Here is a 15,040-nt window from a genome sequence, read left to right as displayed (position 1 = left end):
CGCTGCGCCTTCGGCCCTGTCCTCTACCGGCCTCCTGACGCAGAATGGAGCATGCGGACTTTCGGGGTTGAGGAAGAGCTGCTCATCGTCCATCCTGTGACGGGAGAGCCTCTTGCCCTCGCGGATGCGCTGCTCGCGGGCCACAACCAGCCGGCATCCGCAACGAGCCTCAGCCGCGAACTCAAGCTGGAGCAGATCGAAACCCAGACCCGCCCCTGCCACGGCTACGGTGAGCTTCTGCATCAGATCCGCCGCGGCCGGGCCATGGCCAATGAAGCGGCCCGCCAGCACGGCGCACGGGTTGCCGCGATCGCCACCTCCCCGCTGGATTCGAACACCCACACCACCCCGGATCCCCGTTATGCCGAGATGCTGGACCGCTTCGGCATCATCGCCACGGAACAACTGACGTGCGGATTCCATGTGCACACCTCTGTTGAGTCCCCCGAGGAAGGTGTGGTGGTGCTGGACCACATCCGGGACAAACTCGCCGTGCTCACGGCACTCACCGCCAACTCACCCTACTGGCGCGGCCTTCCTACCGGTTTCGACAGCTATCGCACGCAGGCATGGAACCGCTGGCCCACCTCTGGACCGTCGGCCGTGTTCGGATCACTCACTGCCTACCGACGCATCGTGAAGCGGCTGTTGGAAACGGGCGTGATCCTGGATGAGGGCATGATCTACTTCGATGCCCGCATCTCCCGGAACCACCCCACTGTGGAGGTCCGTGTGGCCGACGTCTGCCTCCGCGCCGAGGACGCCGCGTTGATTGCGGTGCTGGTGCGGGCTTTGGTTGAGACGGCTTCCTTGGAAATGCTCGACGGCGTTGAGCCCACCGCGGTGCCCACGGCACTCCTGCGGATGGCGAGTTGGCAGGCCAGCAATGCGGGGTTGCGTGGAGATCTCCTGGACTTCGGTGATTTCCGTCCCCAGCCGGCAGCGGGCGTGGTCTGGGCGTTGGTGGATTACGTGAGCCCAGTGCTGGATGACCAAGGCGAATTGGAGCTGGTCAAAGCGGGGATCTCAGATCTGCTGGAGCGGGGGAACGGCGCCCACGAGCAACGGGAAGCCGCGGTGCGGTACAACAACAGGCAGCGAGGCAGCCAGAACCAGCCGGGCAGTCCGCCCACCAACGCAGCCCTGGCCGCCGTCGTCGGGCATGCAGCGAAGGTGACGGTTCGCGGAACCTCTGCCGACGCGCACAAGGAGCCCGCGCCCATGTTGTCCAGGGTCAGGAGGCCTTAGGCCTTGTTGGGTTCCGGCTCTTCCCAGGCCATCAAGTAGGCGCCCGTGAGACCTTCCACAAGATAGAAGCAGAACGGCGGGATGTCCTTTTTCGCTACCAGAATGGCGCCGTAGACAGGTGCGCTGGCCGCAGCTGTGACGCCGATCCAGCGTTTTGTGGGCATGGAAAGAAGACTCCCACCCAAGGCGGCCAACGCCACAACATGCAGCCCGGAATAGGCCAGGAAAGGCGCGCTGGATCCTCGGCGGTAGGCAAAACCCTCAAGGTCAGCAGCCCGCCGGGCGAGGCTGGAGACGAAGAGCGGGGCGCCGGCGAGCAATGCGGCGGCGGCAGCGAAAGCCCACTTCTTCGCATTCCCACGTGGTGCATTGTGGCCCGGAACGGCGTTCTGGCCCGGAACGGCGTTCTTGCCCGGAACGGCACGGGCAAACGCGGCGAATCCCACCGGCACGGCCACGGTTCCCACGGCGGTAAGGTGCTGGCCCACGATCCAACCGCGCCGTCCGGAGGTCAGCATGCGCAGGCGTTCGGCATCGTCCGGTGTCATGTAGACGCGCGAGACCGGCGAGATTCCCACGAACCACACCGCCGTGCCGGCAACGATGACCGCTCCGGCACGGCGATAGGGATGGTTCCCGCTCATGGCAACAAGGCTAGACCTGTTTGAGGGCCTTCTCCAGATCCAGGACGAGGTCGTCCACGTCTTCCAGTCCCACAGAGAGTCGGACTACTCCGTCGGAAAGCCCGATCGCCGCCCGGCCCTCCGGTCCCATGGCCCGGTGGGTGGTGGTGGCGGGGTGGGTGATGAGCGACTTGGAATCGCCCAGGTTGTTGGAGATGTCAATGACGCGGAGGCCATCGAGCAGGGCGAACGCAGCCTCTTTGGCTGAGCGCCCGGTCGAAGGAGACAGCTCGAACGTCAGCACGGTGCCGCCGGCCTTCATCTGCTTTGCGGCAAGCTCGTACTGCGGGTGGGACTTGAGCAGCGGGTACTTGACCCAGCTGATGGCAGGTTGCTGCTCGAGCCACTCTGCGATCTTCAAAGCGGATGCCGAGCTGTGGTTTACCCGCAGTCCGATGGTCTCCAAACCCTTGGTCAGCACCCAGGCATTGAACGCGGAAAGAGAGGGACCGGTGTGGCGCATGAGCTGCTTGACGGGACCATCGATGAACTCTTTGGTGCCCAGGATCGCACCGCCAAGGACACGACCTTGGCCATCAATGTGCTTGGTGCCGGAGTACACGATCACGTCCGCGCCCAGCTCACCGCAACGCTGCAGCAGGGGAGTGGCGAAGACATTGTCTACCACGACGGTCGCCCCGGCGGCATGCGCCAGTTCGCTGACGGCGGCGATGTCGACGATTTCCTGCATGGGATTGGACGGCGACTCGAAGAACACGGCAGTGGTCGGTTCCGAGAGGGCTTCACGCCATTGATCCAGATCCGGGCCGTCAACGAACACAGTCTCCACGCCCCAGCGGGGCAGGATCTCGTTGAGGATTACGAAGCAGGAGCCGAACAGCGAGCGGGCGGCAACCACACGGTCGCCTGCAGCCAGCAGGGCACCCAGGGCAGTGAAAACCGCGGACATGCCGGACGCCGTGGCAAAGCACGCCTCAGTGCCTTCGAGCAGCCTCAGCCGCTCCTGGAATGTGGCGACAGATGGGTTGCCGTAGCGGGAGTAAACGAAGCGTTCGTCCTCGCCGGTGAAGGCACGTTCGGCAGCGGCGGCCGATTCGTATACAAAGCCGGAGTTCAGGAAAACGGGCTCGGATGTCTCCTGGAAATTGGTGCGGTCAAGGCCACCGCGAACGGCCTGGGTGTCAGGGCTCCAGCCGGCGGCGTCGGGATTGAAAGTCACTTACTCGGTCCCCAGATTCGTCGGCAGGCCACGGTTCTTCCAGCCGTTCACGGTGCGCTCACCGTAGCGGTCCGGTTCGCCTTCGAAGCCCTCAAGGACGTTGTAGGCCGTGAAGCCGGCCTGCGTTGCGGCAATGGCGGCGGAGATGGAGCGCTGCCCGGAGCGGCAGATGAAGACGAGCTCCACGGCATCGTCCTCGGGTGCCTGCTGCTGCAGGTCCTCTATGAAGCGGGAGTTCGGGATACCGCCGGCGAGGTTCCACTGGATGAACAGGGGATCGTTCTCAGTGGCTTTGGTGTCCGGGATGCCGATGTGGGCCCACTCGCCCTCGGTGCGCACATCCACCAGGATGGCGCCTTCTTCAAGCTTGGCCCACGCATCCTGCGGGGTCAGGTCACCTGCGTAACTCATGCGTGGCCCTCGAATGCTTCTTCATCGTCGTAGTTCTCGAGCTGGTCCACTGCGTTGGCGACGGCGGCATCCGCATTGGCAATCGCCGCAGGCAGCACAATTGCCTGGGCCACGATGACTTCCGTGCCGTTGAAGGTAGCTGCCGGGCTGCCATGGAGCACATAGCCTTCGGCGAGGGAGTTGTGGATACGCTCGCAGAAATCGCGATTATCCGGGCCTGTAATCAGGCGGTAAGAGAGTTTTTCTTCAGTGGGTTCAGGCATTGCTGGTGCTCCTCAGTCACGCTTGCAGTTCGAGTTGTCGATACGCCGAGTAGTCACCTGAGGCACCCCGCCGGAGAGAGGGTTGCCGACCAGCAAGTCAGGGCTTTGCGCTGGTACTCATTACTCAAGAAAAACGTAACATCCACGGGCGTCGGGCTGCACTTGCGGGTGGCTGCACCGTCGTCATGTTGCGTAATCGGCGGCTGCTTCACTGCCGGTCCTTAAGCGCCCGCACTGCCGCGCCGACAGTGGGGTAGAAGTGGTTCGGCGTAAATCGGGCCGCCGTACCAAGGCGGATCAACTTGTCCTTCACAGGTCCTTTGAGCTCGGCAAACACCAGGTCCACTCCTTTTCTGGCCAGCCATTCGTCCAGGGTTACCAGGTCATCCAAGGCGGTGGTGTCGATCCCCGTGATGGGTTCTGCAGCAAGGATGACGTGGGTAATGGGCTCCGCGGACTCGTCCGGGGCCTCGTCGAGTTGCTCCCTGACAAAGCTGGCCAGGACCTGTCCGTTGCCGAAGAACAGGGGTGCATCGAATCGAAGGATCAAGAGCCCGGGAATTCGCTCGCCTTCGGGGTGCCGTTCAAGGTCGTGATACCCGGGGACGCCTTCCTCGGCGCCGAGTTCGGTTCGGTACGGATCCCATGCCCTGCGGACAAAATCCAGGAGCGCCAAGGCGATGGCCACCACGATTCCCTGGAGGACACCCACCGTCAGCACTCCCACGAACGCGGCCAGCATCACCACGGACTCGCTGCGGCTCAGGCGCAGGAGCCGCCGGACGCCCGCTGGATCCGCGAGGGCAATGGCTGCGGCGATGACGACGGCGGCCAAGGTTGCCGATGGCAGGTACTCGGTCACGCCCGGTGCCAGCAGCATGAACGCCAGCACCAACACGGAGCCCACCACCCCTGTCATCTGGGATTTCGCGCCGGCATCCACGGCCACCGGGGTCCTGGAGGTACTGCCGGAGATGGGGAACCCGCCCAGGAGGCCTGTAGCAGCATTGGCTGCACCAAGCGCAGCCATCTCCCTGTTTCCGGAGACCTTCTTCCCTTCCTTGGCTGCCAATGTCTGTGACAACACCCCTGTGTCAGCGAAAGCCATGAGTGCAATGCCTGCGGCGGCAGGGAACAGCGTCAGGGCGTCGGCCCAGCCGATGCCCCCGAGTGCGGGCATGGGCAGGCCCTGCGGCAGGACCCCGGTGACTTTGACGTCGCCGTTGAGCCCGAAGACCGCCGTCGCCAGGCACGAGCCAACCACCGCCAGCAAAACGCCGGGCACCTTCCATTTCAGGAGCCGGGGGATCCAGATGAGAGCCAGCGACCCGACTCCCAACAGCAGCGCGGTGATGTTGACCTCGCCGCCCAGTAACCCGGTGGTGACCTTCGCGAGCTTTTGCCAGATGTCGCCGTCGGCCTCAATCCCCAGAAACGCCGGGAGTTGCGAAAGGGCCACCAACAGCGCGATTCCGTTGAGGTACCCGAGCCGGATGGGTTTGGACAGCAAGCCCGTGATGGCTCCCAGTTTCAGTGCCGAGCCCGCAAGCATGAGCGCCCCGATCAACACGGCCAGCAAGCCGGCCAGCGCCACGGATTTTTCGCTGCTTCCCGCTGCCAGCGGCACAATGGCCGCGGCAATCATGGGAGCAAGGGCAGAATCGGGTCCCAGGACCAGAATGCGGGAAGGTCCCACCACCGCATAAACCAGCAGCGGGACCACTGTCGCGTAGAGCCCGGTGACCGGGGGAAGCCCTGCCGCCTGCGCGTAGGCCATCCCGGCGGGCACCAGCAGAGCAAACAGTGCAGCGCCCGCAATCAGATCGTGCCGCAGCCATTCCCGCTTGTAACCCTTGAGGGCCCAGACGCTGGACAGCCGGTCCTTGGCGGAGGGGCGGGTGGTTGCTGCACTCATACAGCGATCATTCCCGACCCCTGCTGTTTGCGGAACACGACATACGCCTTATGTGGAAAATCCGGACCGTCTCCAGCCGCGTTCAAATATGACGTCCCGGGAGCATAATTGACCCAGTACGTCCCCCTGTAACTTCGCATGAAATCAGGTCGCGGTGAACGGACAGAGCAGTTCTACACTCAAGCCCATGCTGCACTTTGGATGGTTTGTGGGCCACGGATTCGGTGTCCAAGGGTGGGGGACGCCCGGTTACGGCCTGGGCTACGACTGGAAGAAACCCGCCCTGTACCAGGACGCTGTCCGGGCGTTCGAACAATCCGGGTTGGACCTCTTCATCATCGAGGATTCCCTCACCGTGCCGGACACGTATGGCGGATCTGCGGAGGTGTCCCTGGCTCACGCCTCCTTTGCCCCGAAACACGATCCGCTGGCGCTGGTCCCGTATCTGCTCTCCGCCACCGAGCACCTGGGAATCGTGCCGACCGTCAGTGCCTCGTTCTACCCACCCTTCACTGCCGCCCGCCTCCTCGCCACGTTGCAGCACTTCTCTGCGGGCCAGCTGGGCTGGAACGTGGTCACGTCCGGCAGTGACCTCGCCGCCCAGAACTACGGGTTGGACCAGCAGATTGAACACGACCTTAGGTATGAAAAAGCGGAGGAATTCGTCGACGTCGTCAGGCGGCTCTGGCGGAGCTGGGAACCGGGCGCTGTCCTTGAGGACGTCTCCGCTGGGGTGTTTGCCGACCACACCAAGGTCCACCCGATCAACCACGACGGCGACTTTTTCAAGGTCCGCGGTCCACTGAACACGGCGCCGCTGCCGGAGGAACCTGTCCTGGTCCAGGCTGGCGCGTCTCCCCGGGGCAAGGCGTTCGCGGGTGGTCATGCCGATGTGGCCATTGCGTTGGCCCGTGGTGTTGAAGGCATGAAGTCCTACCGTGACTCGATTCGCGCGGAGGCCGCCAAAGCCGGCAGGAACCCCGACAACGTCAAGGTACTTTTTGTCCTGAAGCCCACCGTGGTTGGGTCTGCTGCCGAGGCCGAGGAATTGCGGGCCCGGCGTCGTGAGCTCACCCAGCGCGACATCGACAGCCAGCTGAACTCCATCTCCTACCTGTCGGTGATCGACTTCAAGCAGTTCGACCTCGACGCACCCCTCCCGGAGCTGAGTACCAACAGCAACCAGGGGACGTTGGAACACTTCACCAAGGCGGCCCCTCCCGGTTCCACGCTGCGCGAGATCCTGCAGGCCCGGAGCGGCGGGGCAGGGGATTCGATCATCGGCACGGTGGGCGAGATCGCAGATTACCTTGAGTCGACCGGCTCCGAGGTGGGCGGCGACGGGTTCCTCTTCTCCGGCTTCGTGGACCCGGTAACCGTGCACGGTGTCCTGGACAAGCTCACCCCTGAACTACGGCGGCGAGGCCTGTTGAGGACGAGTTACGGCAACGGTGGGTTCCGGCAGAATCTCCTGGATTTCTGATGACGTCTTCCAAACCGCGGACTTTAGTGCTGGGAACGGCTCCGGTGCGCGCTGCAGACGTGGCGCTGGCCGCCTCTGATCCGGCGTTCCACGTGAAACTCAACCCAGATGCGTTGTCTTTGATCGGTCGCTCCCGTGACGTACTGGAGCGTACCGCCGCCTCCGGACAGCGGGTTTATGGACTCAATACGTTGCTCGGCTCCGGCCGGGACACCGCTGTGGAGGAGAAGTCGCTCCTGGCCTATCAGGTCCAGGTGGTCAGGTATCACAACAGCGGCGTGGGATCGTATCTGGACCGTCCCGCTGCCCGCGCCGTGATCCTCGCCCGGCTGATCGGCTTCAGCCGCGGCGGTTCCGGCGTGCGGCCCGAAACAGCAAACTTCTATGCCGGGCTCCTCAACCGTGGCGTCCTGCCCGCCATCCCGCGCGAAGGGTCGGTGGGCTCATCGGACCTCACCCAGCTGGCCGCCGTCGCCGCCGTCGCCATCGGTGAGGGCAAAGCCTTCGACGCCGACGGCGCCTTGGTCCCGGGTGCCAAAGCGCTCGCCGATGCCGGCCTTCAACCCCTCGTCCTCGCCCCCGGTGAGGCGCTCGCCTTGGTGAGCGCCAACGCGTATTCCGTCGGCGCCGGGACCCTCGCCTTGCTGCGGTTGCACCATCTGGCCCGGCTGGCCGACGTCGCGCTCTCCCTTTCGCTGGAGACCATCGCAAGGTACGACGGCGGCGGGAACCTCAGCCCGTTTTCGCCGGCTATCCAAGCGGCCAAGGCGGTGAACGGCCAGGGTGATTCGGCGGCAACTGTGCGACACCTGCTGAGCGGTGGCTGGATGGAGGATGTGCGTTCCGAGGTGTCGGTGCAGGATGCGTTGTCCTTCCGGGCCGCACCGCAGACTCACGGGGCGTTTCGATCCCTCGTGACGCAACTTGGTGTTGCCTTGGAAGTGGAACTGAATGGTCGCGGCGACAATCCCCTGGTGGATGTCGAATCCGGGCTCATGGTGTCCGGCGGGAACTTCCAGCCGATGCAACTGGCTCTAGCATTCGAGGGTCTGCGGCTGGCGTTGGCGCACGTGGGGATTTCCAGTGAGCGCCGCATCGCCAAGCTGTATCCGCCGCAACGGGCCATCCGGGCCAAGCACTTGCAAGCAGCATCGAGCCAAGCATCGTCTGCAGGGTCGGGAACCGAGGCCGGACTGGAATCTGCCTCGGCTTCCGGGCTTGCCCAGGAGGAACTGCCCGGGCTGCTGTGGTACTCCGCGGCCGGGCTATTGGCCGAACTCAAGTTCCTGGCCGCCCCGGCCACTCTTGGCGCACCGACCCTGTCCGCCGACGTCGAGGACCACTCAACATTGGCCCCCTTGGCCCTCCAGCAACTCGAAAAGTCGGCGGAGGTGCTGGAAAAGCTGTTGACGATCGAGGCGCTGACGGCGTCCTATCTGCTGCTCGAAGCGGGAGCTGCGCAACCGCTCGGGAAGGGGACCGGCGTCGTCGTGGGTCGACTCGCTGACGTGCTGGCCGACAGGCCATCCGCGCCGGATCTTGTGGAACGGGCGCGGACTGAACTGCGCGGCGCCGTGGATCAGGTTTTCCCGGAATCAGAGGAAGGGGTTGGATCGTGGTGAGTACGGCGATTCGTCAGCATGGAGCCCACGCATCGGCCCGACTGCCGGCCGGGCTGGACGCCTCGGTCCTGGACAAAGTGGGCAACACGCCACTGGTGAAGTTGGAGTCGCTGGGCCGTGGACTGGGCAGCACCATCCACATCAAGCTTGAGTCCGAAAACCCCGGCGGCTCCATCAAAGACCGCACTGCACTCAGCATGGTTCGGGCGGCTGAGAGGTCCGGGGAGCTGAAGCCGGGAGCCACCATCGTGGAGAGCACCTCGGGCAACACCGGGATCGGACTGGCGCTCATTGGCCACCTGACCGGTCATCCCGTAGTGGTGGTGACAGGTGACACGATCTCCGAGGAGAAGCTCGCCGCGCTGCACAACTACGGCGCCCGCGTGATCCTGACCGACTGGAATGCGCCGTCGGAGTCACCGGAGAACGCCCGGGCTGTGGCTGCGCGCATCACGGCTGAGACGCCCGGTGCGTGGCGGCCCATGCAGTTCGACAACCCCGCCAATCCCCTGGCGCACTACGAAACCACCGGACCCGAAATCTGGGAGCAGACGGGAGGCCTGGTCACGCACTTCGTGGCGGGCATCGGAACGGGCGGGACCATCAGCGGGAACGGGCGGTTCTTGAAGGAACAGGTAGGTGCCCTGCGCCCGGGCGGACATCTGGAAGTTGTTGGCGCCGACCCCTACGGCTCTGCCTACAGCGGTGGCCATCCCGGCGAGATCCTGGTGGACGGCGTGGGTAACTCCTGGCCGGAACCCGAGTGGCCCAAGGCCTTCGACCGTTCCATCGTGGACCGCTTCCTCCGCATCCCCAACGACGAGGTTTACACCACCGTTCACCGGCTCCTCGACGAGGAAGGGCTCGCGCTCGGCCCCTCCTCGGGGCTCGCCGTCGCCGCTGCCATCCGGGTGGCACGCGCCGCGCCTCACGGCTCGGTGGTGGTTGCCATAGCGCCCGACGCCGGGACGAACTATATGAGCAAGGCCTTCAACCCCGTGTGGCTGGCAGAGCACGGCATCCGGCTCGCCGCCGACACCCCCGCCGCCCGCGAGTAGAACCCTCTCTCACGTCCCGCGGGTTTGGGGTGGACCTTCTCTCAGGTCCCGCGGGTTTGGTGCGAACCCTCTCTCAGGTCCCGCGGGTTACCTGCGGACCTTCTCTCACCTAAAGGTGCCCGGCGCCTTTGCGTTAGGCTCCAACCATGCCTGAACAGGAAACCAAACCACGTCTGGCCGGCTATCTGGACAAGCAGCAGCCGGATCTTTATGCGACTCTGAGCCATTACTCCCAGCAGCTCGTAGACGAAGCTGACCGGCTGGGTATTTCGCGCCGGACCCTTGAACTCATCAACTATCGCTGCTCGCAAATCAACGGTTGCGCCTTCTGCCTGGACCTTCACCATCGCCGGGCCCTGAAGTACGGCGAAACGGAACAGCGTTTGTCCTTGGTGGCTGTTTACAAGGAAGTGCAGCTCTTCGAGCCCGCGGAAGTGGTCGCGATGGAAATTGCAGAGCAGATCACACGGATGAGCTCCTCGCGGCCTAGCCCCGAGCTCTTCGAACAGGCCCGGCAACACTACAACGACCAGCAGATCAGTGTGCTCTGCATGGCCGCCATCGGAATCAACGCCTTCAACCGCCTGTCCATCTTGAGCGAGCACCCGGTCCGCGCGGCCAAGAAGTAGGCCCAGCCAAGAAGTAGGCCCAGCCAGGAAGTAGGCCCAGCCAAGAAATAGGCCCAGCCAGGAAGTAGGCCCGATAAATAATGGGCGTGCCTCCACCACCAACTTTGCGTAGCAGGGCCCGTCCGACACACCCCTTGCCCGGAGTGTCAGGGCTGCCCGGGTTCCAATGTGGGTGATGGTGGGCCGGGGGTGTGGCGTCTTGACCCTCTTTGAGATGGGATCAGCCCTTGGTCAACCCGCAAAGGTTGTCCAAGGGCTGATCTGCGCCCAAACAAGGTCAGGAAGCTACGGAGCAGGAAGACCTATGCGTCCGCTGCCTTCTTGAGCGACCGCCGTCGGCCGTACTTGAAGTAGAAGACGGCGTAGCAGGCCCCCACGAACGGAACGCCGAACAGCAGCGCCGCAACCTGGTTGGGGTCGAAGGCGATACCGATCAGGGACACCAAGCACAGAGCGAAAGCCAGGATCGGGACCAGCGGGAACAGGGGTGCCTTGTAGGGAAGCGCGCTGAGGTCACCGCCGTTTTTGATGAAGGTCCGGCGGTAGATGAAGTGCGAGGCCACGATGGACATCCAGACGCCCACGGTGGCGAAGCCGGCCACCGAGACGAGTACAAGGTAGACGGTGGCAGGTGCCACAACGCTGCTGATCAGGGAGGCCAGGCCACCAAGCATGCTCACGCAGAGCGCCACCATGGGGATGCCGCGCTTGGTGAGTTTCTTGAAGACCTGCGGTGCGTGGCCTTCGTCAGCCAACGAGAAGAGCATGCGTGCGCAGGAGAAGAGACCGCAGTTGCCTGCGGAGAGCAGCGCCGTGATGATCACAAAGTTCATGATGTCCGCCGCGTACGGGATGCCGAGCATGGAGAAGACCGTCACGAACGGGCTTTCGTCCACGCTGACTTTTTCATAGGGGATGGTGGCCGCGATGACCGTGATCGCGCCGACGAAGAAGATCATGAGCCGGATGACCGTGGTGCGCATGGCTTTGGGTATGTTGGCGCCCGGGTTGGCCGTTTCGCCCGCGGCCACGCCGATCAGTTCCGAGCCGGAGAAGGCATAGAAGACTGCCAGGCAGGTCACGAACACGCCGGTGAAACCGTTCGGGAACAGACCCTCGGGCGTGGTGAAGTTCTCGCCAAAGGAGGGGTACTCGCCCGCGGCGAGGGGGTGGAAGCCCGCCAATGCGGCGCCACCAAGGATGATCAGGCCGACGACGGCGGCGACCTTGATGAGCGCGAACCAGAACTCTGATTCGCCAAAGACACGCGATGAAATGGCGTTCAGCGTGAACAGGACGGTAGCGAAGACGAAGCACCAGATCCAGACGTCGACGCCCGGGAACCAGCGCTGCATGAGGAGGCCGGCCGCTGTAAATTCCGAGCCGAGGGCCACGGCCCAACAAAGCCAATACAGCCAGGCAGTGGCGAATCCCGTGGCTGGGCCGATGGTTCGGGCGGCGTAAATGTGAAAGGCGCCGGAGACGGGGAACGCAACAGCGAGCTCCCCGAGGCAGGCCATCACCAGGTAGACCACCACGGCGCCGATGAGGAACGCCAGGACCGCGCCCAGCGGGCCGGCCGTGGCGATGGTGTAGCCCGAACTGACGAACAGGCCTGATCCGATGACGCCGCCCATGGCGATCATGACCAGGTGCCGGGCCTCCATGGACCGGCGCAATCCTGTCTGTGAGGCATCAGTGTGGGACTGTGCCTCGGTTGCCGATGCTTCGGCTTCTGTGGGGGAGCTGAGTCCCATATTCCCTCCGGGAAGTTAGCCAGCAAAGTCTGAAGTAGTACCAGCCGGACGTGATCCAACTAACACGAGAACAAGATTCATCACATGACGAAGGACCATTTCAAGGAGGATAAGGAACGCGATTGAACGCGCAAACGGCCCTCGGCTGAGGCTAAGAGTTCCTAATCATTAGGTCACGCGAGCGATTACTCTACTTGTTATCTGTTAGGTTCCATGCGGAGCTCCATAAGCGGACCCGCAGAAAAACGACTTACTCGATCCCGGCGAACAGGTGGTTCAGCTCAGCAGTGAGCTGTTTGCGCACCTCGGGCGTGCCCACTTCTTTACCGTTGATGTGGTTCACGGGGGCGATCAGCCGGATGCTGGAGATCAGCCAGACGGCGTCGGCATCGAACAGGTCCTGCGGCTCCAAGGGGCCATAACCAAGTTCCCAGCCAGCCGCCTTCGCTGCGGCGAACAATGCGCCCTGCGAGGTGCCCGGGAGGATGCCGCTATCAAGCTGGGGAGTGATGAGGCGACGAACCGTCCTGACGGAACCGTCGCCGTCGTCGACCGTTTCAAGGTGCGCAAGCAACACGGTGGACGTCGGGCCTTCCAGGACCCGGCCGTCAGTGGAGGTGAAGATCGCGTCGTCGGCACCCTGCTTGTGGGCGTAGCGAAGCGCCGCCATGTTCACGGCATAAGAAAGCGTCTTCGCGCCCAGCAGCAGCCACGGCGCGCGCTCGCCTGCTTCGGTATCGAAGCCACGGTCCAAAAGCACGACGTCGATACCCGTCTGGCGCTGACGGCGGCTGCCCGCAGGCGAGGGCGAAGCTTGTACCCAGCACGTGGGGCTGGCGGCGCCTTCAACGCCGCGGGTCACGATCAGCTTGACCACGACCTCGTCCTCTTCAGGCGTGGGGGCGGGGTGAGCGTCGCGGAATTCGTTGATGGCCGTCTCGATGGCGCGGCGCCAGACATCCTGCCCGGGAAGCGCCAGGTCCAAGGCTGCTGCGGAACTACCCAATCGGTTCAGGTGAGCCTGGACTTTGCGGGGGCGGCCTTGCACGGCGAGGAGTGATTCGAACACGCCGTCGCCGCGGGTGGCACCCAGATCCGTTGCCATGAGTTGAGGCTGGCTGGAATCGGCGATACGACCGTTTTCGAAGGCGGGGTCCAGGAAAACGAGGACCGTGGGGGCAGGTGAAGTCATGGTCCCAGCTTAGTGCGGACCCGCTGGACGGGACTTTGCCGGATAGGCTGTGGTCACTGATGTTCATGAACTGTGGGGGTTTGTCGGGTGCTCTTTCCTTTTCCGTTTGGCCAGGAGTGGACCTGGTTGCTGGGTGCATGGGCCATTGCGGAAGTCATTATGCGCATTGTGTTGCTGGGCATCATCCCCGGCAACCGGCGTCCCACTACCGCCATGGCCTGGCTTTTGGCTGTGTTCCTCATCCCATCTGTTGGGTTCGTTCTGTTCTTGCTCTTCGGCAATTTCAAGCTGTCGCGGCGCCGGCGTGAACAGCAGGAGGAGGTCAATCGCCGTGTTCGTGCGGTGACCTCCGATCTGGCTGATCCCGTCAGCATCTACTCCGGGCCGGAATGGGTGAAGTCGGCTGGTGAGCTGAACCACCGGCTTGGATCGTTGCCCATGGTTGACGGCAACAAAGTGGAGCTGATTCCCGGCTACGAAGAATCCATCAAAGCCATGGCTGAGGCAGTCAAGGGTGCCAAGAGCTACGTCAACGCCGAGTTCTACATCATGAGCAGCGATTCCGTGACGGACGAATTGCTCACCGAACTGGAGAACGCGGCTGAACGCGGTGTGACGGTCAGGCTGCTCTTCGACCACATCGGAACGTTGCGCGTTAAGGGATACCGCCGACTGATCCGCCGCCTCAAAGCAGGCAAGATCCAATGGAAGCGGATGCTGCCCCTGCTGCCTATCCACGGTCAATGGCGGCGCCCCGACCTCAGGAACCACCGCAAGATCATGGTCATTGACGGCGAGATTGCGTTCACCGGCTCGCAAAACTTGATTGAGCCTTCCTACAACAACCCCAAGCACCACAAGGTGGGCCGCAAATGGGTGGAGCTCATGTCCCGGTTGGAGGGCCCGATCGTGGCCACGCTCAACGTGGTGTTCGCTACGGACTGGCTCAGCGAAACCGACGAATCTCTGGAAGACCAGCTGCGCTTGCCCACGCGGCCGGCGCCGGGCCAGGTCACCGCCCAGGTAGTGCCAAGTGGCCCCGGGTTCGCCACCGAAAACAACCTGCGCCTGTTCAACACGCTGATTTACTCGGCGCAGCACCGGATCTCCATCTGCAGCCCGTACTTTGTCCCGGACGATTCCTTGCTCTATGCCATCACCACAGCTGCGCAACGAGGTGTTGACGTTGAACTCTTCGTCTCCGAGAAGGGTGATCAGTTCCTGGTCCATCACGCCCAACGCTCCTACTACGAAGCCTTGCTGGGGGCCGGTGTCCGAATTTACCTGTACCGGGCGCCGTACGTCCTCCACGCCAAGCACTTCACCATTGATGACGAGGTAGCCGTTCTCGGTTCCAGCAACATGGACATGCGCTCCTTCTCCCTGAACATGGAGGTCTCGGTGATGCTCCTTGGCTCCGAAACCGTGGACCTCATGCGGGCAGTGGAGTCCACGTATCGCGAGGTGTCCCGTGAGCTTATGCTGGACGACTGGATGGATAGACCCCCGTTGGCCAAGTATGTGGATAATGTGGCCAGATTGACCGCGACGCTCCAGTAGTTTTTGTACAGCGGATGCCCTTTAGCGGTGCTCTTAGGG

At 63.5% G+C, this 15,040-nt stretch carries 13 protein-coding genes and 1 riboswitch; of the genes, 6 read left to right on the top strand and 7 right to left on the bottom strand.

Translation table 11 applies throughout. The features are described 5' to 3' along the window. Window positions 1–51: 51 nt before the first annotated feature. On the top strand, window positions 52–1,248 hold the full coding sequence (locus RQH14_RS14630; RefSeq protein ID WP_311213906.1) for a glutamate--cysteine ligase: 1,197 nt from the start codon (window positions 52–54) through the stop codon (window positions 1,246–1,248). Here the strand turns inward: RQH14_RS14630 and RQH14_RS14625 are convergent. The 5 genes from RQH14_RS14625 to RQH14_RS14605 form a co-directional block, all read right to left on the bottom strand. Beyond that, the gene (locus tag RQH14_RS14625) at window positions 1,245–1,892 is read right to left on the bottom strand and encodes a hypothetical protein (protein ID WP_311213905.1); all 648 of its coding nucleotides are present in this window, start codon (window positions 1,890–1,892) and stop codon (window positions 1,245–1,247) included. The genes RQH14_RS14630 and RQH14_RS14625 overlap by 4 nt on opposite strands. Before the next feature lie 10 nt (window positions 1,893–1,902). Then, entirely contained in the window at window positions 1,903–3,111 is a 1,209-nt protein-coding gene (locus RQH14_RS14620; protein ID WP_311213904.1) for an O-succinylhomoserine sulfhydrylase, read from the bottom strand. Further along, window positions 3,112–3,522 (bottom strand): rhodanese-like domain-containing protein, encoded by a 411-nt coding sequence (locus RQH14_RS14615; RefSeq protein WP_159708158.1) that lies wholly within the window; start codon window positions 3,520–3,522, stop codon window positions 3,112–3,114. After that, window positions 3,519–3,785, bottom strand: a complete 267-nt coding sequence (locus RQH14_RS14610) for a DUF1737 domain-containing protein (protein WP_089596407.1) — start codon at window positions 3,783–3,785, stop codon at window positions 3,519–3,521. The genes RQH14_RS14615 and RQH14_RS14610 overlap by 4 nt, the downstream gene beginning before the upstream one ends. 13 nt (window positions 3,786–3,798) lie before the next feature. After that, window positions 3,799–3,910, bottom strand: a riboswitch (SAM riboswitch). An 83-nt stretch (window positions 3,911–3,993) separates the two neighbouring features. Further along, window positions 3,994–5,700 carry a SulP family inorganic anion transporter gene (locus RQH14_RS14605; RefSeq protein ID WP_311213903.1) on the bottom strand — a complete coding sequence of 569 codons (1,707 nt, stop codon included), beginning with the start codon at window positions 5,698–5,700 and terminating at the stop codon, window positions 3,994–3,996. 154 nt (window positions 5,701–5,854) lie between these two features. Here RQH14_RS14605 and RQH14_RS14600 point away from each other — a divergent pair, with 154 nt between their 5' ends. The 4 genes from RQH14_RS14600 to RQH14_RS14585 all read left to right on the top strand — a co-directional run bounded on the left by RQH14_RS14600 (window position 5,855) and on the right by RQH14_RS14585 (window position 10,492). Further along, window positions 5,855–7,183: an NtaA/DmoA family FMN-dependent monooxygenase gene (locus RQH14_RS14600; RefSeq protein ID WP_311213902.1), complete on the top strand. Its 1,329-nt coding sequence runs from the start codon at window positions 5,855–5,857 to the stop codon at window positions 7,181–7,183. Further along, window positions 7,183–8,805 (top strand): aromatic amino acid ammonia-lyase, encoded by a 1,623-nt coding sequence (locus RQH14_RS14595; protein ID WP_311213901.1) that lies wholly within the window; start codon window positions 7,183–7,185, stop codon window positions 8,803–8,805. Before RQH14_RS14600 ends, RQH14_RS14595 begins: the two co-directional genes overlap by 1 nt. Continuing rightward, window positions 8,799–9,863, top strand: coding sequence for a cysteine synthase family protein (locus tag RQH14_RS14590; RefSeq protein ID WP_311213900.1), 1,065 nt, complete (start codon window positions 8,799–8,801; stop codon window positions 9,861–9,863). Before RQH14_RS14595 ends, RQH14_RS14590 begins: the two co-directional genes overlap by 7 nt. Window positions 9,864–10,009: 146 nt before the next feature. After that, window positions 10,010–10,492 carry a carboxymuconolactone decarboxylase family protein gene (locus RQH14_RS14585; RefSeq protein WP_311213899.1) on the top strand — a complete coding sequence of 161 codons (483 nt, stop codon included), beginning with the start codon at window positions 10,010–10,012 and terminating at the stop codon, window positions 10,490–10,492. A gap of 302 nt (window positions 10,493–10,794) precedes the next feature. On the opposite strand, the gene RQH14_RS14580 is transcribed toward RQH14_RS14585, so the two are convergent. Together RQH14_RS14580 and RQH14_RS14575 are read right to left on the bottom strand one after the other, a co-directional pair. Next, window positions 10,795–12,249 carry an amino acid permease gene (locus tag RQH14_RS14580; protein WP_311213898.1) on the bottom strand — a complete coding sequence of 485 codons (1,455 nt, stop codon included), beginning with the start codon at window positions 12,247–12,249 and terminating at the stop codon, window positions 10,795–10,797. A gap of 250 nt (window positions 12,250–12,499) precedes the next feature. Beyond that, the gene (locus tag RQH14_RS14575; protein ID WP_311213897.1) at window positions 12,500–13,441 is read right to left on the bottom strand and encodes an aminodeoxychorismate lyase; all 942 of its coding nucleotides are present in this window, start codon (window positions 13,439–13,441) and stop codon (window positions 12,500–12,502) included. A gap of 87 nt (window positions 13,442–13,528) precedes the next feature. On the opposite strand from RQH14_RS14575, the gene cls reads away from it, so the two are divergent. Next, window positions 13,529–15,001, top strand: coding sequence for a cardiolipin synthase (gene cls, locus RQH14_RS14570; protein ID WP_311213896.1), 1,473 nt, complete (start codon window positions 13,529–13,531; stop codon window positions 14,999–15,001). Window positions 15,002–15,040: the final 39 nt, after the last annotated feature.

It is taken from the genome of Arthrobacter sp. WCS2018Hpa-7, from assembly GCF_031843805.1.
Classification (GTDB): Bacteria; Actinomycetota; Actinomycetes; order Actinomycetales; family Micrococcaceae; genus Arthrobacter.
This window is presented reverse-complemented; position numbering and strand designations above follow the sequence as displayed.